Source organism: Cyanobium sp. NS01, from assembly GCF_014280235.1.
GTDB lineage: Bacteria > Cyanobacteriota > Cyanobacteriia > PCC-6307 > Cyanobiaceae > NIES-981.
Map to the genome: position 1 here is coordinate 433,599 of NZ_CP047940.1, position 17,736 is coordinate 451,334.

Here is a 17,736-nt window from a genome sequence, read left to right on the forward strand (position 1 = left end):
GGCCTGATCGCAGACTCCGGCGTCAGCGCACGTGCCTCACGCCATCCACCGGGTGGTAGGCCTCGCCGGTGAGTTCTTCGTAGACCACGGCGGGCAGCCCGGTCTCGAACATCGTCTGCAGGGCCTCCTTGAGGTAAGGGTTCCAGCCGCCGGTGCTCACCTTGCCGTGGCGCACAGTCCAGTCCCAGGTGCCCTGGAGATCCCTGGGAATGCGGCCTTCCCGGTCGCGTCGGGCCACCAGGTCCTGGGATTCCACCAGGCCCACCAGCACTGGCGCCTTGCCATAGGCAGGGGTGAGGCTCAGCTCCAGCCGGATCGGATCGTCCTTCACCAGTTTGAGGCGAAAGCGAGGAGGCAGCTTGAGGTTCCGCAACAGTGCCGCCACGATGCGCGTGCGTGGATCCAAATGCTCGCCCTCCCTGAAATCACGTGCTCAACGGTGAGCCTATTCAGTGACGGGGCCTCAGCCGGGATCGCCGGGGAAGGCGGGCCGCTCGTTGTCACCGCTGAAGCGCACGGTGAGCAGATCTTCATCGGTGAGCTGGCCTTGGGCGTCCAGCAGCTCGGGGTGGATGGTGAGCCGTCCCGTGCGATCGGCGGCCCCAGGAACGGAGGGGACGCCAGCGTTGGCGCGTTGCGGCGGGCGATCCCCGGGCGCCGAGATGGCCCTGAAGCCCTGGCCCATCACCCGGAAGGCCTGCCAGAGCAGGGCCAGGAAACAGATGCCGTAGAGGATCGGAAAGATCTGGGAGAGGATCGCGTTCATGGCCTGGGGCCTGCTGCAGTGGGACTCGGACGGACCGTCTGCCCCATCATTGCCTGGATTGACTGGAATTGGATCCGCTGTTGGCCAGCATCCAGGCCCACAGCGTGGTGCAGGCAGCGCCAAAGGTCAGAAAGGCGAGTAGCAGTCGCTCGGTGTCCATGGGTCGATACAAATCTTTGCTTAATCTAGGGGGTGGTGTGGCGCTGCGGCGTCTGGAGCGCCAGGGGGCGTTCCGTCTGCTGGCCTGCCTACGGTTGGAATGTCATCTCCTGTCGGTTCGCCGCTTCCCTTCACTGGCCAGTCCATTGCTGGCTCCGAGTCGCCTTCACCGCCCCCAGATGTTCTGATCTGATCGCCATGGCCCACCTGCGCCTGCGTTCCATCCCCGTCCGATCCCGGGCCGTTCGAGCCAGGGCCAGTCGCTCCGGGGCTGCTCTGCCCGGTCTCACCGCGTCCCTGCTGGTTTCGGGGTCCATGTTGGCGGTCCTGGTCGCTCCTCCGGGGTGGCTGAGGCCTTTCAGCCAGCCGCTGGCGCCCGCCGCCTCGGCCCAGTCCAGGGGGTCGGCTGCAGGGGCGGCCCTGGGCCGTCAGTCGTTCGTGGCAGCAGCCGTGCGCCGCGCTGGCCCCTCCGTGGTGACGATCGACACCGAGCGCACCGTGCTGGTGCGGGGCGGCCGGGGTGGGGCCTCCAGCTCGCTGCTCAACGATCCGGCCTTTCGCCAGTTCTTCGGGCTGCCTCAGCAACGGGCCGCCCCCCCTTCCCAGCGCACCGAGCGAGGCCAGGGCAGTGGCTTCATCATTCAGCCTGACGGCCTCATCCTCACCAACGCCCACGTGGTCGAGAAGACCGACAGGGTGACGGTGGGGCTGCAGGACGGCCGGCGGGTGGAGGGCACGGTGGTGGGGCTCGACCGCCTCACGGACCTGGCGGTGGTGCGGCTCGCTGGACGGGGACCCTGGCCCGTGGCCCCCCTCGGCGATTCAGAGGACCTGCAGGTGGGTGACTGGGCGATCGCGGTGGGCAACCCCTACGGCCTCGACAACACCGTGACCATGGGGATCATCAGCAATCTCAACCGCAACGCCGCCAAGCTGGGCATCACCGACAAGCGGCTGGAGCTGATCCAGACCGATGCCGCCATCAACCCCGGCAACTCCGGTGGACCGCTGCTCAACGCTGACGGTGAGGTGATCGGCATCAACACGCTCGTGCGGCAGGGGCCGGGCGCTGGGCTGGGCTTTGCGATTCCGATCAACCGGGCCCGTGACATCGCCAGACAACTGCTCGCCACCGGCAAGGTGAGCCATCCGATGATCGGCATCGTCATGGACCTGGTGCGCCCGGGCGATGGCACGGGGCTGACCAGGGGGGTGCGGGTGGCCTCGGTGCTGGCCGACGGGCCTGCCGAGCGAGCGGGTCTGCAGCAGGGCGATGTGGTGGTGGCGGCCGGCGGGGAAACGGTGCTGGAGCCTTCCCAGGTGGTGGCTGCGGTGGAACGGGCCGGCGTGGGCGGAGAGATCACCCTCAACATCAGCCGGCAGGGTCAGAGCCGGAATGTGACGCTGGTGCCGGTGCAGATGGGCGGAGCCTGACAGCGCCGCCCCCGGCCTGAGCGGTTCACGCCTCCTGCCCCCAGGTGTTGGGCTGGCCGGCGCCGAACTGGGAGGGGGCACCGAGCTGTTGACGCATCACCCACTGGGTGGCTGCTTTCTGGCTGTGCCACGCCTGCAGGAGCTGCTTGGCGATCCCTTGCAGGGCCTGGAGGTCGGCGGTGTCGTCGATGGCACGGCTCATCCTTTCCAGCTCGAATTGCTGACCGAGGCTGAGGGAGAGGGGTTCCGACATGGCAGGCGTCGCGAAGGGGCGATGGATCCAGGCCAAAGCTACAAACTGTTTCAGTCCTGCTCGTAGCCGTTGCAACAGGGCGGCTTTGTTGTCCTCGTTTCCTGTTATGTCGGACGCGGCGGCGGCCTCTCAGGCGGCCTTGCCCTTCCCCTTGCGGCCAGCCGCCCTGGCCTGCTGTTTCTCCCGGTTGGCTGCTGTCTTCGCCGCCTTCGCCTCGCTGATGGCCAGCTGGCGCGCCAGCTCCGCCTCCTCCTCCTTTTTTTCCAGGTAGTAGGCGTAGTCGCCCCGGTACAGCACCAGCTCACCATCGCGGATCTCCACGATGCGGTTCGCCACCCTGCTGATGAAGTAGCGGTCGTGGCTCACGAGCAAGGCAGCCCCCTCGTAGGCGATCAGGGCGTCCTCGAGCATCTGTTTGGCGGGGATGTCGAGGTGGTTGGTGGGCTCATCGAGCACCAGCAGGTTGCAGGGGGTCAGCAGCATCAGGGCCAGGGCCAGCCGTGCCTTCTCGCCGCCGGAGAGCTTGCCGGCCTGCTTGAACACGCTCTCGTTGCTGAAGCAGAAGTTGCCGAGCAGGGAGCGCACCTGGGTCTGGGTCCAGTCGGGCACCACCTCGAAGATCGTGTCGATCACGGTCTTGCTGAGGTCCAGGGCCTCGGCCTGGTTCTGCTCGAAGTAGCCGGCGATCACGTTGTGTTCGCCGAGGCGGGCGTGGCCCTCGCTGGGCTGCTCCATCCCCATCACCAGGCGCAGCAGGGTGGACTTGCCGGCGCCGTTGGGGCCCACGAAGGCGATGCGGTCGCCGCGTTCCACCTCCAGGCTCGCTCCCAGGAAGAGGATCTGATCGCCGTAGCTGTGGCTGAGGTCGGCGATCTCGGCCACCAGGCGGCCGGAGCGGGGCGCTTCGGGGAACTGGAAGCGGGGCCCACCGATGCTCTCGATCGGCGCTTCCACCCGCTCCACCTTCTCCAGCAGCTTCTCGCGGCTCTTGGCCTGGGTGGAGCGCGTCGCGCTGGCCCGGAAGCGGTCGATGTACGCCTGCTGGCTGGAGAGCTCCTTCTGCTGGCGCTCGAAGGCGGCCTGGGTGGCCTCCCGCTCCAGGGCCTTCTGCTCCAGGTGCTGGCTGTAGTTGCCCAGGTAGGTGCGGGAGACCCCGCGCTCGGTCTCCACGATCTGTGTGCAGACCCGATCCAGAAAGGTGCGGTCGTGGCTGATCACCACCTGGGCGGCGCTCTGCTGGATCAGATAGCCCTCGAGCCACTGGATCGTCTCCACATCCAGGTGGTTGGTGGGCTCGTCGAGCAGCAGCAGATCGGGCTCCTGCAGCAGGATCTTGCCCAGGGCAATGCGCATCTGCCAGCCGCCGGAGTAGTCGCCCACCAGCTGTTCGGCCCCCTCGGCGCTGAAGCCGATCGTGGGCAGCAGCTTGTCGATGCGGGCGTCGAGCTCGTAGCCGTGCAGGGCCTCGAAGCGGCTGTGCAGGCGGCCCAGCTCGTGGATCAGCTCGTCGAGGTGATCGGGGTCGCTGGCGGCCTGATCGCTGGCCATGGCGTGCTCCACGGCGTGCTGGCGCACCAGCACCTCGGCCGCTGCGCCGAAGGCCTGGAACAGCTCCTCGCGCACGGTGCGCTCCAGGTTCACATCGAATTCCTGTTGCAGGTAGGCGATGCGGGGATCGCCCTGCTTCACCACCTGGCCGCTGCTGGCCTCCTCCAGGCCGGCGATGATCTTCATCTGGGTCGACTTGCCCGCCCCGTTCACGCCCACCAGGCCGATGCGGTCGCCCGGCTTCACCTCCCAGGTGACATCCCGCAGCACCTCCCCGGTGGGATAGATCTTGCCGAGGCGTTCGAGGCGGAGCACGGGGCGGAGCGGGTGAGGGGGACAGGCGGGCGCCGCAGCGACGGCGGAGTGACCTCATCATTTCGCATCGTTGCCGCAGCGGCGCAGCCGGCGCTGTGCTGGGGTAGGCAGTCCGCCCGGCCGCAGCCCTCCACCTGGCCGCAGCCGTCTCGGCCAGACTCGATCCAGCCGGCAGTGCTTCTCGATGATCAGGCGTCTGGAACAGGTGGCGGCTCTGGTGGTGGCGGCGGGCCTGGCGATCGTGAGTTACTGGCTGTTCTTCAGCTGGGCCCAGGGAGGAGGCGCCCGCCGTCCTGCCGAGTCACCGCGGTCGGCCCTGCCGCAGCATCGAGTCACGCTGGTTGCAGCGCAGCCGGCACCGCCAGGTTGGATTCCGGAGCCGAGCGAACTGCCCCGGGGGCTCAGAGGCCACCGCGGGCCTTGAGCAGCCACTGTTTGCTGGCCCCGTCCTCGAGGGAGGCCACGTGGGCCTTGACCTGCTCGCGGCTCACCGGCAGCCCGTACTCGGTCCCGAGGGTCACGATCTGATCGAGGGCGCCGCCCGGATCCTGCAGGGCCTGGCGGAACAGCTTCTGGGTGAGCTCGGCGTCGGCGCTGATGCGCTCATACAAGGCCCTGGCGTGGTCGCTTGACCCTTCGCCGGTGCTGAAGGAGCTCTCGACCATGACGGCGGTCCAACTGCTTCGACGCTATGCACGCCAGAGCGAATCGGCAGGAGGCCGTTGCGGCCTGTTGCCAAGCGGCTGGAATCCCTGCTCTTCAGGCGGCCTTGGGGTTGTCGTTCACCGGCGTGCCGCAGGCGGAGGCATCTTCCATCGTGCGGGCATCGAGGCAGAGCACCTTGCGGAGTTCGGCGTAGTTGTCGGCCAGGGCGGTGCGGCCTTCCTGCTGGGCCCCGTACTCAGCTCGCTGCAGCACGTGGTGCAGGTGGGTGAGCAGGTAGGTGCTGATCACGGCGGACACCAGCACATCACTGCGTTCGGCGGTGCGGCGCTTACGGCTCTGGGGCATGGGGCCAGCTCCGGGGGATCGGGGAACGGATGGGCTGCCTCCACCATAGACATGGTTAGTATCCATGTGCACCCGAGAGTTGCCATTAGGATCCTGCTGGACCTCCGGGGCGCTCCCGTCCCTGGTTCAGCTCACCCTTTCTGGCTTCCTGGCGTGCCGACCCGGCAAACCTCCTCCAGCGGGCGTCCCAAGTCGCCCAGGATCCAGGTGGTGTTGCCTGAGGAGCTCTGTCAGCGGCTGGCTGCCCTGGCCGAGCAGGACTCCCGCACCGTGAGCAACATGGCCAAGGTGCTGATCCAGCAGGGGGTCGCCCGGCTGGAGCAGGCCCGCCGCGGCGGTGAGGGTGCGGGCCCCCTCAGTGCCGACGCCCTGCGCCAGCAGCTGGAGACCCAGGGACAGCAGCGCACCCCAAGACTGCGGGGCGCCCCGAAGCGGCTGCGCCTGCAGCGGCCGGGCCCGTCAGCCGGGAGCTGAGCCGGGGGGAGGCACCCACACCCCCAGCAGGCTGGAGCGCCGGGCACCGGTCACCGCAGGGGCGTTGCCCGGATGGCCTCGATGGTTCCACCAGGCCAGCAGGGCAAAGGCCAGGGCCTCACGGTCGCTGTCCTGCAGGCCGAAGTCGGCCAGCGGCCGCACGATCACGCCCCGGCAGCGCTGCCGCAGCTGCGCCACCAGCAGCTGATTGCGGGCACCGCCGCCGGCCAGAAGCAGCTCCACCGGCTGGGGGCCATGCCTCAGCTCCTGGGCCACGGCAGCCGCACTGAAGGCGGTGAGGCTGGCGAGCACGTCGGCCGCCTCCAGCTCGGCCGGGGCGCTGCTGGCTGAGGCGAGGCCAGCTGAGACCCTGAGATCCTGCAGCCGCCGCTCCAGATCGGTCCGCCCGAAGAGCTCCCGCCCTGTCGACTTGGGTGGGGCCTGCTGGAAATAGGGCTCCTGCAGCCAGGTCTCCACCACGGCGTGATCGATGTGGCCACGGCTGGCCCAGGCGCCGCCGGCATCAAAGCTGTGGCGCCCGCCACTGAAGCGCTCCACCGCCAGGTCCACCAGGGTGTTGGCGGGGCCGCAGTCCCAGCCCAGCAGGCTGGCGTGACGCTCCGGACCGTGGGCCGGCGGGATCAGGGTGAGATTGGCGATGCCGCCGAGGTTGAGCACCCCCCTCCAGCCGTCGATGCGCCCCAGCAGTGCTGCATCGGCGGGAGGCACCAGCGGGGCCCCCTGGCCAGCGAGGGCCAGGTCGGCGGCGCGAAAGTCGTGCACCACCGCTCGTCCCAACCGGGCGGCCAGCCTGGTGGCCTGCAGCAACTGCCAGCTGTTGCCCTCGCGCTCAGGCGCTGGAGGGCGGTGCCACACCGTCTGGCCGTGGCAACCCACCAGCTCCGCCTGGCCCTGGGGATCGCAGGCCAGGGCGGCCTCCGCCTGCACGTCGGTGACGGCTTCGGCCAGTTCGAGGATGGCTGCGGCACTGCAGGGATCCCCCTGGCCAAAGGCGATCAGCCGCTGGCGCAGGTCGGCGGGGTAGGGCACCGCTGCGCGGCCGAGCAGTTCCCAGCGGGGTGTGGTGGCGGGGCCAGCAAAGCTGGCCAGCACGGCATCAACGCCATCGGCACTGGTGCCGCTCATCAGGCCCAGCACCTTCATGGGGGAAGAGAGGGCCATGACGGCCCCGCTTCAGGTCAGCCTCACTTGTTGGGCTGAGGGGTCATGCGCAGGTAGGGCTTCACTTCCGTGACACCCTTCGGGAACTTGACGCGGGCTTCCTCGGTGGAGATGGAGGGCACCACCACGCAGTCCTCACCGTCCTTCCAGTTCACCGGCGTGGCGACCTGGTGGTAGTCGGTGAGCTGCAGCGAGTCGATCACGCGCAGAATCTCGTCAAAGTTGCGGCCCGTGCTGGCGGGGTAGGTGATCTGCAGGCGCAGCTTCTTGTTGGGGTCGATGATGAACACCGAGCGCACCGTGAGGTTGTTGAGCGCCTTGGGATGGATCATCCCGTAGAGATTGCTCACCGTCTTGTCGGCATCGGCGAGGATCGGGTAGTCGACGCTGGTGCTCTGGGTTTCGTTGATGTCACCGATCCAACCCTTGTGGCTCTCGGCGGAGTCGACACTCAGGGCGATGGTCTTGACGTTGCGCTTCTCCCATTCAGGGCGCAGGCGTGACACTTCCCCCAGCTCAGTGGTGCAGACGGGGGTGTAGTCGGCGGGATGGGAAAACAGCACCACCCAGCTCTCGCCGGCGTAGTCATAGAAGTGGATCGGACCCAGCTGGGATTCCTGGGTGAAATCGGGAACGGTATCGCCGAGTTGTAGCGCCATGGCAGGGAGGGGGGCGGGATGGGGTGAAGGGAAGGGAAGGGCGCCTTCGCCCGTAGCGTTCGATGCTGCCACAGCCCCCCCACCTACTGGCGGGGGCCAGCCCCGCAGGGCCTCCTTCAGCCGCTGCAGCCCAAGCCCCTCGGTGGCGGACACGAACAGGGCATCGGGCTCAAGGGCCTGGGCCCGCTCGATCTCGGTGGCCGCACAGCGGTCGATCTGGTTGGCCACCAGACGGTGCGGCATGGCGGCCCCGAGCGCCTCGAGAATGGCCAGCACCGTGCGGCGCTGCTCCGGCCAGGCCGGATCGCTCAGGTCCACCAGCAGCAGCAGGCCATCGGCGTCGAGGGTTTCCTCCAGGGTGGAGCGGAAGGCCTCCATCAGCGCGGGGGGCAGTTCGCGGATGAATCCAACCGTGTCGGTGAGCAGCAGGGTCTCGCCGGGGAGGCCGCCCGCCCCGCCCAGGCCGAGCCGGCGGGTGGTGGGATCAAGGGTGGCGAAGAGCTTGTCGGCGGCGAGCACCGGCTCCGTTCCCTCCGCCCGGGTGAGGGCGTTGAGCAGGGAACTCTTGCCGGCGTTGGTGTAACCCACCAGGGCCAATCGTTTGAGGGCCTGCCTTCCGCTCCGCAACCTGGCCCGGTGGGCCTCCAGCTGACGCACATCCCGTTGCAGGCGCTCGATCCGCCGGGCGATGGCGCGGCGATCCTTCTCCAGCTGGGTTTCGCCCGGCCCCCGGGTGCCGATGCCACCCCCCTGGCGCGAGAGGCTGCGACCGCGCCCGCTGAGCCGGGGCAGGCGGTAGCGCAGCTGGGCCAGTTCCACCTGGAGGCGCCCGGCCGCACTGGCCGCCCTCTGGGCGAAAATGTCCAGGATCAGCTCGCTGCGATCGCTGATCGGCAGGTCCAGCAGGCGCTCCAGGTTGCGCGCCTGCAGTGGGCTCAGCTCCCGATCCGTCACCACCAGGCTGGCCCCCAGGCGCCGGGCTTCCAGGGCGGCCTCCGCCAGCTTCCCCTCGCCCCACACGGTGTGGGGCGAGACCTGGCTGCGGCGTTGCTCCACCACCCCCACGGGCAGGGCGCCGGCGCTGCGCACCAGCCCCTCCAGTTCCCCGATCAGCCGCTGGGCGGCGGCCCGGTCGCCCGGCGTGAGGGCCAGCAGCAGCACCCGTTCCTGGCCGCCGGTGCTCCGCACCGTTGCGGGCTCGGCGGCAGTGCTGCTTGCCTCGCCCGTGGACAGGGCCCAGAGGCCGGGGTCGATGGCGCAGAGGGCGCCCAGCTCCCCCAGTTGTTCGCTGCTCCAGGGTTGGCCCTGCTGGCCGCTGGGGACGAACAGGGCGCCCTTCCAGTGGCCCCCAGCCTCGGCCTGGTCGCCGTAGCGCAGCCAGAGCTGGGGTTGGAGGTCGAGCCCCACCACCCCTTCCTGGTTGCCGGGGTCCAGATGGCGGGCCCGGCCGCAGCAGGTGAGCAGCCGCAGGGCGCGGCCCTGGCGCCGCTGGGAGCCCGGCAGCTTCTCCAGCAGCTGGCCCGACTGCTCCAGCGGGCCCACCCAGAGCAGCCGGCACAGCCCACGCCCATCCACCACCAAGGTGAGCGGCAGGTTCAACTCCCGACTCTCGGCCGCCAACCGCTGCAGGCAGAGCAGCTCGGCAACGCCATCCTCCGGGTGCCGCCGGTGGCAGAGCTGCTCCAGCCGCCGCCGCTGGGCGGGCCTCAGCCCCACGGTCCGCCCCGAGAGCACCCCCTGTCTCACGGTCGTTGCACCCGCACACAGCGCAGTCCCGCCGCGGCGGCCGCCGCGGCGTCGTCGTGGCTGTCGCCCACGTGCCACACGGCTGAGCCAGGCAATGCCAGCTGCTCCAGGGCCAGCAGCAGCGGCGCGGGCTCCGGTTTGGCGGCTCCCACGGCACTCGACACCACCACGGCGTGCAGCCAGTTTCGGAGCCCGAGCTGCTCCAGCAGGGGCTCCAGGCGGCTGTCGAAGTTGCTCACCACCGCCAGCTTCAGGCCCTGTCTGTGCCAGCGCTGCAGCAGGGCGGGAACCTCGGGATAGGGCTGCCAGAGGCCGGCATCGGCAAAGCAGTGGAACAGCTCAGGCCCCAGCTCTGCGGGGGGGCGCTCCACCCCCACGGCCTCCAGGGTGGCGTTTACCCGTGCCGTCCACCAATCCTGCTCGGCCTGGCGCAGCGCAGCGCCCTGAAGCGAGGGGAAGGCCAGGGGCGGCGCAGCCGCAAACACCGTTCGGAAAGCCGCGTTCAGGGCCTCAGCTTCGAGGCTCAGCCCATGGCGGCAGGCCGCCTCGGCGTAGGTGTGCCCCACAGATTTGCGCAGGCCGATCAGGGTGCCCATGGCATCGAGCAACAGGCCCCGCGGGCGCTCAGCTGCCATGCATGCCAGCGGCTGCAGGCCTCCAGTCGGCCAGCCAGCCGGCGGCCACCCGCAGCTGGTGGCTGCGGCCGGGCAGCCGGGTGAGGTAGGCGAGGCGACGCAACTGGAAGGCGGCCGGGCCGGCCAGGGTCACCCCGCCCCCCACCAGGCTGGCGTCGCCCACGCCCAGGCTCATCATCTCGCCCAGGTCGCGGAACCCGAAGGGCTCCAGCGGTTCCCCAGCCCTGGCGCGCACCAGGTTGGCGGCGAGGCAGGTGGCCTGCTGAAAGGCCACCTGGGCGTTGGCCGGAAGGTCGTTCTCACCGCTCTTCACACAGGCAATATCCCCCGCTGCAAACAGATCGGTGTAGCCCTGCAAGCGCAGGGTGTCGTCACACAGCAATCGGCCGCGGCGGTCGCTCGTCGGCGCCGGTTCAATCGTCGGCGGCTGGAAGGCGAGGCCTGCGGTCCAGATCGTGGCCTGCACGGCCAGGGTTTCGGCTCCGGTGGGCCCCTCCAGCTCCAGTCGGCTGGCTCCCACCTCCCGCACCCGGGTGTGGGTACGGAGCCGCACGTCGCGCAGCTGCAGGGCCCGCACCGCCTGCTCCCGGTTGAAGGCCTTGGCCTGCTGCAGCGGCTCGCCGGCCTGCTCGATCAGCTCCACCAGGGCTGTGCCGCCCAGCAGGTCGGACAGCTTGCAGGCCAGCTCCACGCCGCTCGGGCCTGCCCCCACAATCGCCAGCCGCTGCAGGGGGCGCTGCTGGGCGCGCAGTTGCTGCACCAGCTGTTGCAGGCGCTCGACATCGTCGAGGCTGCGGAAGCTGAGGGCATGGGCCTCCACCCCTGGAATGCCAAAGCTGCTGGTGTCTCCTCCGGTGGCCAGCACCAGCTGGCCGAAGTCCAGGCGGCGGCCGCCGCGGGTGGTCACCTGTCGGGCCGTGCTGTCGATGTGGCTCACCCGATCGCGCATCCAGGCAATCCCCTTGCTGGCCAGCAAGGCGTCGTAGCGGGGCGCGATCTCCCAGCCGCGCAGCTCGCCGCTCAGCAACTCATAGAGAAGCGGCAGGAACAGGAACCGATCGTTCGGCTCGAGCAGCAGCACCGGCGGCGGTTGCCGCTGCTCGGCGAGAGCCAGGGCGGTGTACAGACCGGCGAAGCCCCCACCCACGATCAGCACCGGGCCACTGGCCTGGGCGGCAGGGCGCTGCTGGGAGGTCACGGTGGTGGCCGTCATGGCTCGGTAGGGGGGCGCCCACACACGGCCGGAACCCTAACCAGTGCTCTGGCCCAGGAGCGATGATGAGCCGATGGTGATTGCACAGGCCCCAACCCTGCCCACCGACCGCAACGGCCAGGTGGTGTCTCTGGAGCCGTCCCGGCGCTGTCTGGTGGGGCTGTCCCCCCTGGAACAGCTGGCCTGGGCGCTGGACATGTTCGGCGACGGCTTCGCCATCACCACCAGTTTCGGCATCCAATCGGCCGTGCTCTTGCACATGGTGAGTGCCCTGGGGCAGCAGCGCCATGTCCGGGTGCCCGTGATCTGGGTTGACACCGGCTATCTCCCCGCCGAGACCTACCTCTATGCCGAACAGCTCCTCGGGCTGCTCAGCATCGACCTGCACGTGGCCCAGGCCAGCCTCAGCCCCGCCCGCATGGAGGCCCTGCACGGCCGTCTCTGGGAGACAGGCCGGGTGGAGGACATGGAGACCTACCACCGCATCCGCAAGGTCGAGCCCCTGGACCTGGCCCTGCAGCAGCTCGCAGTGGCCTGCTGGGCCAGCGGAGTGCGCGGATCCCAGACCGAGCACCGCCGCGGCATGGACGTGCTCGACGCCGTGCGCAACCGCTGGGCCCTGCGGCCCCTGCTCCAGTGGAGCAATCGAGACGTGTACTACTACATGGAGAAGCATCAGCTGCCCCAGCACCCCCTCTTTGCCCAGGGCTATTCCAGCGTCGGTGACTGGCACTCCAGTGGTCCAGACGACGGCTCCAGCCCTGGCCGTTCCAGCCGCTTCGGTGGGCTTCAGCAGGAGTGCGGCATCCATCTGCCCGGGTTGATGGGTGAGGGCATCTGATCCGGCGGAGGAGGCGCCAGGCCTCTGGCTGCTGATCGGCAACAGCCGCTGGCACTGGGCCCGCGGCAGCCTGGATCAGTGGCGCTGCTGGAGTGTTGCCCCCGGAGCCGAGGCGGGTCCGGGCCACGCGCCAACGGCCTGGGCGGCCGTGGGTCCCGTGGCGGCCCAGTCAGGACTGGATCCCACCACGCGGCTGGGGCTGAAGCAGGTGCCGCTCGTTGCGGCGCCCCCCTGGCTGGGCGTCGATCGGGCCCTGGTGGGCTGGCAGGCCTGGCAGCAGAGCGCTGGGCCGGTGCTGGTGGCCGACGCCGGCACGGCCCTGAGCCTCACCCGGGTGGGGGGTGACGGGCGTTTCGCCGGCGGCCGGATCCTCGCCGGAGCGGCGCTCCAGTGGCGGGCCCTGGCCGCCGCAACGGCCCAGCTGCCCACCCTGCCAGCCAGCTGCGGCCAGCTCCCTGCTGATCCCTGGCCCCATGACACCGCTGAGGCGATCCGCTCAGGTGTGCTGCGCGGCCTGGCCGCGGCTGTGGAGCTGGCCTGGCGGGAGGCCTGCCAGCTCTCGCCTGGCTGCTCGCTCTGGATCACCGGCGGGGATGGAGCTGAACTCGCCGCCCTGCTGGGCCGTGACGCTGAGCCGGATCTGGCGCTGCGGGCCCTGGCCCGGCTCAGGCCAGCCCCAGGTCGCTGAGGATGGTGTCGGCCATGCTGTCGGCCTTCACCTTGGTGTAGATCCGCTCCAGCTTGCCCTCGGCATCGATCACGAAGGTGTGTCGCATCATGCCCATGTATTCCCGGCCCATGAAGGTCTTGAGGCCGTAGCTCTCGTAGGCCGTGGCCACGGGGCAGGGCTCGGCGTCGCTGAGCAGAGTGAAGGGGAGGGTGTACTTGGCGATGAACTTGGCGTGGCTGGCCGCGCCGTCCTTGCTGATCCCCAGTACGGCGATGCCGTGGTCGGCGAAGGCGCTCCACTGGTCGCGGAAGTTGCAGGCTTCCTTGGTGCAGCCCGGGGTGTCGTCCTTGGGATAGAAGTACACCACCACCCTCTGGCCCCTGAGGCTCTCCAGGCTCACGGGTGTGCCGTTCTGGTCGGGCAGGGTGAAATCCGGGGCGGCATCGCCGATCGCGAGGGCCATCGTGCAGGTAACAGACACTGGGGAGAGATTACGGGCTCGCCCCGATAGGAGGTGGCTCGATGGTCCGCCGTGCCAGGCCGCTTGGAGCGAGGGTGTCGGTTTGTTGACGCGTCTTGCGCCTTGCGGGCAAGGGTGGCAGCGAAGGCTACTTTGATGAATGAATTGACTCAACTCTCGTGATCAAGAGCCTGTTGGCCGGACTGTTCGTTGGTGCGGCCCTGACTTCTTCCGCCCTGCCCGTTTCAGCTGCTGTTGACAACGATCTGCCTGTTCGCTGGAACTCCGGTGGCGCCGTGTGGTCGACCAACCAGGGCGCTGTGGACACCTACCTGGAAACCGGCGACGTCACCGACCGCGGCCTCCAGGGCGGCCTCCAGAACTCCGGCTGGACGGCCGATGAGGTGCGTGACGGCATGAAGAAGACCTACGACGTGGACCTGGTCGGCGTCACCCGCTTCCTCTACTCCGACGACGGCGTCAAGTTCCTCAAGAACCAGTCCACCAGCTACTTCCCGTACTGGAGCATGAACACCTATGCCGTGCAGGCGCTGCGCTCGGCGATCATCGAGGACGCCCGCGACGGCGAAATCTCCTCGGCCGGCATCATGACCGCCCTGCCCACCGACATGCGCCTGGCTGATTTCTGCGGCACCTACACCGGCGCCCAGAACGTCTGCGCCGAGGGACGTTGCCAGGGTGATGCCCAGTGCACCTCCCTGCTCTCCTGGTATGTGTTCCTGCCGGCCTGCATCCAGGCCAACCAGATGGCCGACCCCGTGGCCGAAGTGCGCACCACGGCTCCCGCCCCCGCTCCGATGGCTCAGCCCATGCCCATCCGCGGCCTCTGGTGAGTCCGGGCCCCAGGGCCTGCTTCAAGTGCTTCTTTCAGCCCCGGGTTACCCCCGGGGCTTTTTGCTGTTCAAACGCCCTGGGGTGCCTCCACCAGCAGCAGGGTGTGGCTGAGGGTCTGGGGCAGCGGCCGCCCCAGGTTCTGGCGCAGCAGCGTGGCCATCGTCTCCAGGGCCGCCGCCGCGCCGGCCGCACCCAGTTGCGCCCGCAGGCCCTCGCGGTAGCGGCTCTCAGGCGCCAGCCAGCGCTCGATGCGGCCGCTGTCCAGGCTGAGCTGGAGGGCCTCGTCCCAGCACTCCCGGCCGACGCTCGCTCCGTGCTCCTGCAGGATCTCCTCCACCGCTGCGAGGGGGGGCTGGCTGGGGGCCAGGGCCTGCCGCTCGGCGCTGACGATCCTGGCCAGCGCCGCCGGTGGGGCCCCGCTGGGCCAGCTGCGCTGCAGTGCCTCCGCAGGCCCCAGCCGTGGCTGGCTGAACAGCAGCCTGCCCTGGCCACCGGCGCTGAGCAAGGGCACCAGGGCTCCGATCCAGTCGGCCAGCACCGGAGCGCTGGCCTGTCGCCAGGGATGACGCGCCGCGATCCACTCGAAACGCCCTGAGGCCCCGGCGCCGAGGGCCTGCAGCAGGGCTGTGGGGTGGTGGGGCGGTACCACCAGAATCTCGGGGCGGCGCAGGGCATCGAGCACCTGCAGCTGGGCGCCGAGCCGCTCCCGTTCGGCCTCGCTCGCCACGGTCATCACCACCCCGCCCTCGGGGGTGGCCTCCAGCGGATCCAGGGCCCACAGCAGGGAGTGGGCCTCCAGCACCAGCACCCGGTCGTGACGCTGCCAGCGTGCCCCTGCCCAGAACCGTCGCCGCAGCTGATCCAGGCGGGCGCCCTCGGCCCCGGCCTGCCGCTGCAGCCAGCGCTCCAGCTGAGGGTCCTCGGGACTGCCGCTGAGGATCTCGCCCCCCTCGGCTGCGTTCTCAGCGGCGGCGGCGAGCTGGGCGGCACGGCGCTGCTGCAGTCGCTGCCGCCGCCCCCCTTCCCAGCCGAGGCCCCCGGGCTGCCAGAACAGCTGTCCCTGCAGGCTGTCCGGCAGGTATTGCTGCGCCACCCAGTGCTCCGCGTAGGCGTGGGGATAGCGGTAGCCGATGCCGTCTCCGAAGGCCTCGCCATCGCGGTTGCCATCGCGCAGATGGGCTGGCACCTGCTGGCGGTTGGCCTGGCGCACGCACTTGAGGGCGTCAAAAAACCCCAGCACGCTGTTGCTCTTCTCGGTGGAGGCCAGGTAGAGCGCGGCCTGGGCCAGGGGATAGAGGCCCTCGGGCAGGCCTACCCGCTCGAAGGCGGCGGCGCAGGCCTCCACCACCACCACTGCCTGGGGATCGGCCAGGCCCACGTCTTCCCCGGCCGCGATCAGCATTCGCCGGAAGATGAAGCGGGGGTTTTCCCCCGCCTCCACCATCCGGGCCAGCCAGAACAGGGCCGCATCGGCGTCGCTGCCGCGCAGTGCCTTGATGAAGGCGCTGATCGTGTCGAAGTGGGCATCCCCCTGCTTGTCGTAGAGCACGGCGCGCTGCTGGATCGACTCCTCCGCGATCGCCAGATCGATCGGGATCGTCCCCTCGGGTCCAGGCGGGGTGGTCTCCACCGCCAGTTCGAGGGCATTGAGCAGGCTGCGGGCGTCGCCACCGGCCACATCCACCAGGTGATCGGCGGCCTCGGGGCTGAGCTGCACCGCCAGCTGGCCATAGCCTCGCTCAGGATCGCGGAGCGCCCGCTCCAGCAACTGCCGCAGCTGGGGGGCCTCCAGCGGCTGCAGTCGAAACAACCGTGACCGGCTCACCAGGGCCTTGTTCACCTCGAAGTAGGGGTTTTCGGTGGTGGCGCCGATCAGGGTCACCGTGCCGTTCTCCACCCAGGGCAGCAGCGCGTCCTGCTGGGCGGTGTTGAAGCGGTGCACCTCGTCCACGAACAACAGGGTGCGCAGGCCGTGCTGTTCGAGTCGGCTGCGGGCTTCCTCCACGGCGCTGCGCAGGTCCTTCACTCCCGAGAGCACGGCATTGAGGCTGGTGAAGTGGGCGCGGGTGCTGCCGGCGATGATCCGCGCCAGGGTGGTTTTGCCAGTGCCGGGGGGGCCGTGCAGGATCAGGTTGCCCACCCGGTCGGCGGCGATGGCCCGCCGCAGCAGCCTCCCGGGCCCCAGGATCGCCTCCTGGCCCACGAACTCCTCCAGGACCCGAGGGCGCAGGCGATCAGCGAGCGGCGCCAGGGCCCGGCGCTGCTGCTCACCGTGATGGCTGAACAGGTCGCTCAAAGGGTGCTGCGGCAAGGGTGGGCTGTGGACGATCCTGGTGCCTGTCCCGGCGGCAGGCATCCGTCACCGCCATCCTCCAGACTGTGGAGCAACGGCTTGGGCTTCTTTTGCGGGAACGGCATGGGGCCCGGGGAGCTGTGGTGCTGGTGCTCTTCTCCACGGGCGTGATCTTTGCGGGCTGTGCCCAGCCACCGCCGCCGCCACCCCGGGTGGTTGGGGTGGCCGCTGTGCCAGTGGAGTCGGCGCCCTTCCAGGACACCGTCGACACCATTGGCACCCTGGAGGCCCTCGAGGAGGTGTCCCTGGCCACCCGCGTAACGGGCCGCATCGACCGCCTGCTGGTGCGGGAGGGGCAACTGGTCCAGCAGGGCCAGCCGATCCTGCAGCTTGACCAGACCCAGGCCCGCGCCCAGCTCGCCGCCACCAGCGAGGAGCGCGACAACCTCTGCATCGATTTCCGCCGCTTCGACTTCCTGGCTGCCAAGGGGGCGGCCAGTGCGCTGCAGCGCGACAGCTTCAAGGCCCGCTGCCTGCAGGCCAACGAGGATGTCAAGGCCCGTCAGGCCGACCTCGCCTTCAGCAACCTGCAGGCACCGATCACCGGCGTGGTCAGTGATCTGGAGGTGCGGCAGGGGGATGTGGTGCAGGCCGGCACCCCCTTCACCAAGGTGATCCGCAACGACAGGCTGCTGATGCGGATCGACATCCCGGCGGTGCAGTCGGCCCGGGTGCGGGTGGGCCAGGCCGTCACCGTGCGCCGCCCCGATGCCAGTGGCACCCTGGTGCGGGGCCGGATTGACTTCATCGATCCTGTGGTCACCTCCTCCAGCCAGGGCCTGCTGGTGAAGGCGGCGCTGCCCAATCCCACCGGCACCCTGCGCACCGGCCTGCGTCTCCAGACCCTGGTGGAGCTGGACCGTCAGACCCTGCCGGCGGTTCCCTTCGCGGCCGTCACCCAGTCGTCCGGCCAGAGCTTTGTGTATCGCCTCGGCACCCTCAGCGACCTGCGCCGCCAGCCCGGCAAAGCCCCCCTGGAACAGCTGAGCAAGCTGCCCCCCAGCACCCGCTTCGCCCTGCAGACCCCCGTGCGGCTGGGCCCCCTCCAGAACAACCGCTATGCCGTTCTGGAGGGGGTGGGGCCCGGAGCTCAGGTGATCACCACCAACCTGCTGAACCTGCGCCACGGAACCCCGGTGAAGCTCAACTGAACCCCTGAGCT

General features: G+C 69.7%; 19 protein-coding genes and 1 pseudogene. 7 read left to right on the top strand and 13 right to left on the bottom strand.

Annotation, left to right across the window (positions count from 1 at the left end):
* Positions 1-22 precede the first annotated feature (22 nt).
* The gene (locus tag CyaNS01_RS02195; RefSeq protein ID WP_186698499.1) at positions 23-406 is read right to left on the bottom strand and encodes a hypothetical protein; all 384 of its coding nucleotides are present in this window, start codon (positions 404-406) and stop codon (positions 23-25) included.
* 57 nt (positions 407-463) lie between these two features.
* On the bottom strand, positions 464-766 hold the full coding sequence (locus CyaNS01_RS02200; RefSeq protein WP_186698500.1) for a DUF2973 domain-containing protein: 303 nt from the start codon (positions 764-766) through the stop codon (positions 464-466).
* Between the two features lie 474 nt (positions 767-1,240).
* Between CyaNS01_RS02200 and CyaNS01_RS02205 the strand changes: the two genes are divergently transcribed.
* Positions 1,241-2,359 (top strand): trypsin-like peptidase domain-containing protein, encoded by a 1,119-nt coding sequence (locus tag CyaNS01_RS02205; protein WP_186698502.1) that lies wholly within the window; start codon positions 1,241-1,243, stop codon positions 2,357-2,359.
* 25 nt (positions 2,360-2,384) lie between these two features.
* On the opposite strand, the gene CyaNS01_RS02210 is transcribed toward CyaNS01_RS02205, so the two are convergent.
* Both CyaNS01_RS02210 and CyaNS01_RS02215 read right to left on the bottom strand, forming a co-directional pair.
* Positions 2,385-2,612, bottom strand: coding sequence for a hypothetical protein (locus CyaNS01_RS02210; RefSeq protein WP_186698504.1), 228 nt, complete (start codon positions 2,610-2,612; stop codon positions 2,385-2,387).
* Positions 2,613-2,741: 129 nt separating this feature from the next.
* Positions 2,742-4,475, bottom strand: coding sequence for an ABC-F family ATP-binding cassette domain-containing protein (locus CyaNS01_RS02215; RefSeq protein ID WP_186698506.1), 1,734 nt, complete (start codon positions 4,473-4,475; stop codon positions 2,742-2,744).
* 184 nt (positions 4,476-4,659) lie between these two features.
* Between CyaNS01_RS02215 and CyaNS01_RS02220 the strand changes: the two genes are divergently transcribed.
* Positions 4,660-4,899, top strand: a complete 240-nt coding sequence (locus CyaNS01_RS02220) for a hypothetical protein (protein ID WP_186700899.1) — start codon at positions 4,660-4,662, stop codon at positions 4,897-4,899.
* Here the strand turns inward: CyaNS01_RS02220 and CyaNS01_RS02225 are convergent.
* Positions 4,877-5,140 (bottom strand): hypothetical protein, encoded by a 264-nt coding sequence (locus tag CyaNS01_RS02225; protein ID WP_186698508.1) that lies wholly within the window; start codon positions 5,138-5,140, stop codon positions 4,877-4,879. The genes CyaNS01_RS02220 and CyaNS01_RS02225 overlap by 23 nt on opposite strands.
* A 94-nt stretch (positions 5,141-5,234) precedes the next feature.
* Positions 5,235-5,486 (bottom strand): hypothetical protein, encoded by a 252-nt coding sequence (locus CyaNS01_RS02230; protein WP_186698509.1) that lies wholly within the window; start codon positions 5,484-5,486, stop codon positions 5,235-5,237.
* Between the two features lie 153 nt (positions 5,487-5,639).
* On the opposite strand from CyaNS01_RS02230, the gene CyaNS01_RS02235 reads away from it, so the two are divergent.
* The gene (locus CyaNS01_RS02235; protein ID WP_186698511.1) at positions 5,640-5,960 is read left to right on the top strand and encodes a hypothetical protein; all 321 of its coding nucleotides are present in this window, start codon (positions 5,640-5,642) and stop codon (positions 5,958-5,960) included.
* Here the strand turns inward: CyaNS01_RS02235 and CyaNS01_RS02240 are convergent.
* The 5 genes and pseudogenes from CyaNS01_RS02240 to CyaNS01_RS02255 form a co-directional block, all read right to left on the bottom strand.
* Positions 5,946-7,124 (bottom strand): anhydro-N-acetylmuramic acid kinase, encoded by a 1,179-nt coding sequence (locus CyaNS01_RS02240; protein ID WP_186700096.1) that lies wholly within the window; start codon positions 7,122-7,124, stop codon positions 5,946-5,948. The genes CyaNS01_RS02235 and CyaNS01_RS02240 overlap by 15 nt on opposite strands.
* Before the next feature lie 41 nt (positions 7,125-7,165).
* On the bottom strand, positions 7,166-7,801 hold the full coding sequence (locus tag CyaNS01_RS14425; protein WP_225875889.1) for a peroxiredoxin: 636 nt from the start codon (positions 7,799-7,801) through the stop codon (positions 7,166-7,168).
* A 162-nt stretch (positions 7,802-7,963) separates the two neighbouring features.
* Positions 7,964-9,625 (bottom strand): annotated as a pseudogene (hflX, locus tag CyaNS01_RS14910) (GTPase HflX); the annotation flags it as partial.
* Positions 9,544-10,182, bottom strand: a complete 639-nt coding sequence (locus CyaNS01_RS02250; protein ID WP_186698515.1) for an HAD-IA family hydrolase — start codon at positions 10,180-10,182, stop codon at positions 9,544-9,546. The pseudogene hflX and the gene CyaNS01_RS02250, both read right to left, overlap by 82 nt.
* A complete protein-coding gene (locus tag CyaNS01_RS02255; RefSeq protein ID WP_186698517.1) occupies positions 10,172-11,395 on the bottom strand; it encodes an NAD(P)/FAD-dependent oxidoreductase in 1,224 nt (407 codons plus the stop codon). The genes CyaNS01_RS02250 and CyaNS01_RS02255 overlap by 11 nt, the downstream gene beginning before the upstream one ends.
* 73 nt (positions 11,396-11,468) lie before the next feature.
* Here CyaNS01_RS02255 and CyaNS01_RS02260 point away from each other — a divergent pair, with 73 nt between their 5' ends.
* Positions 11,469-12,236 (top strand): phosphoadenylyl-sulfate reductase, encoded by a 768-nt coding sequence (locus tag CyaNS01_RS02260; RefSeq protein WP_186698519.1) that lies wholly within the window; start codon positions 11,469-11,471, stop codon positions 12,234-12,236.
* Positions 12,223-12,924 carry a type III pantothenate kinase gene (locus CyaNS01_RS02265; RefSeq protein ID WP_186698521.1) on the top strand — a complete coding sequence of 234 codons (702 nt, stop codon included), beginning with the start codon at positions 12,223-12,225 and terminating at the stop codon, positions 12,922-12,924. The genes CyaNS01_RS02260 and CyaNS01_RS02265 overlap by 14 nt, the downstream gene beginning before the upstream one ends.
* On the opposite strand, the gene bcp is transcribed toward CyaNS01_RS02265, so the two are convergent.
* Complete coding sequence (gene bcp / locus CyaNS01_RS02270) at positions 12,902-13,369, bottom strand: thioredoxin-dependent thiol peroxidase (protein ID WP_186698522.1); 468 nt, start codon at positions 13,367-13,369, stop codon at positions 12,902-12,904. The genes CyaNS01_RS02265 and bcp overlap by 23 nt on opposite strands.
* 176 nt (positions 13,370-13,545) lie before the next feature.
* Here bcp and CyaNS01_RS02275 point away from each other — a divergent pair, with 176 nt between their 5' ends.
* Positions 13,546-14,220, top strand: a complete 675-nt coding sequence (locus CyaNS01_RS02275) for an alpha/beta hydrolase (RefSeq protein ID WP_186698524.1) — start codon at positions 13,546-13,548, stop codon at positions 14,218-14,220.
* Between the two features lie 68 nt (positions 14,221-14,288).
* Here CyaNS01_RS02275 and CyaNS01_RS02280 read toward each other — a convergent pair whose 3' ends face one another.
* A complete protein-coding gene (locus CyaNS01_RS02280) occupies positions 14,289-16,517 on the bottom strand; it encodes an AAA family ATPase (RefSeq protein ID WP_225875754.1) in 2,229 nt (742 codons plus the stop codon).
* Between the two features lie 146 nt (positions 16,518-16,663).
* Between CyaNS01_RS02280 and CyaNS01_RS02285 the strand changes: the two genes are divergently transcribed.
* Positions 16,664-17,725 carry an efflux RND transporter periplasmic adaptor subunit gene (locus CyaNS01_RS02285; RefSeq protein WP_225875755.1) on the top strand — a complete coding sequence of 354 codons (1,062 nt, stop codon included), beginning with the start codon at positions 16,664-16,666 and terminating at the stop codon, positions 17,723-17,725.
* The last annotated feature ends 11 nt before the right edge of the window (positions 17,726-17,736 follow it).

Bases quoted from the DNA above. Each gene is read 5' to 3' on its own strand.
- CyaNS01_RS02205 (WP_186698502.1), top strand. From the start codon at position 1,241: ATGTTGGCGGTCCTGGTCGCTCCTCCGGGGTGGCTGAGGCCTTTCAGC.
- CyaNS01_RS02230 (WP_186698509.1), bottom strand. From the start codon at position 5,486: ATGCCCCAGAGCCGTAAGCGCCGCACCGCCGAACGCAGTGATGTGCTG.
- bcp (WP_186698522.1), bottom strand. From the start codon at position 13,369: ATGGCCCTCGCGATCGGCGATGCCGCCCCGGATTTCACCCTGCCCGAC.
- CyaNS01_RS02220 (WP_186700899.1), top strand. From the start codon at position 4,660: ATGATCAGGCGTCTGGAACAGGTGGCGGCTCTGGTGGTGGCGGCGGGC.
- CyaNS01_RS02225 (WP_186698508.1), bottom strand. From the start codon at position 5,140: ATGGTCGAGAGCTCCTTCAGCACCGGCGAAGGGTCAAGCGACCACGCC.
- CyaNS01_RS02240 (WP_186700096.1), bottom strand. From the start codon at position 7,124: ATGAAGGTGCTGGGCCTGATGAGCGGCACCAGTGCCGATGGCGTTGAT.
- CyaNS01_RS02250 (WP_186698515.1), bottom strand. From the start codon at position 10,182: ATGGCAGCTGAGCGCCCGCGGGGCCTGTTGCTCGATGCCATGGGCACC.
- CyaNS01_RS02255 (WP_186698517.1), bottom strand. From the start codon at position 11,395: ATGACGGCCACCACCGTGACCTCCCAGCAGCGCCCTGCCGCCCAGGCC.
- CyaNS01_RS02200 (WP_186698500.1), bottom strand. From the start codon at position 766: ATGAACGCGATCCTCTCCCAGATCTTTCCGATCCTCTACGGCATCTGT.
- CyaNS01_RS14425 (WP_225875889.1), bottom strand. From the start codon at position 7,801: ATGGCGCTACAACTCGGCGATACCGTTCCCGATTTCACCCAGGAATCC.
- CyaNS01_RS02260 (WP_186698519.1), top strand. From the start codon at position 11,469: ATGGTGATTGCACAGGCCCCAACCCTGCCCACCGACCGCAACGGCCAG.
- CyaNS01_RS02210 (WP_186698504.1), bottom strand. From the start codon at position 2,612: ATGTCGGAACCCCTCTCCCTCAGCCTCGGTCAGCAATTCGAGCTGGAA.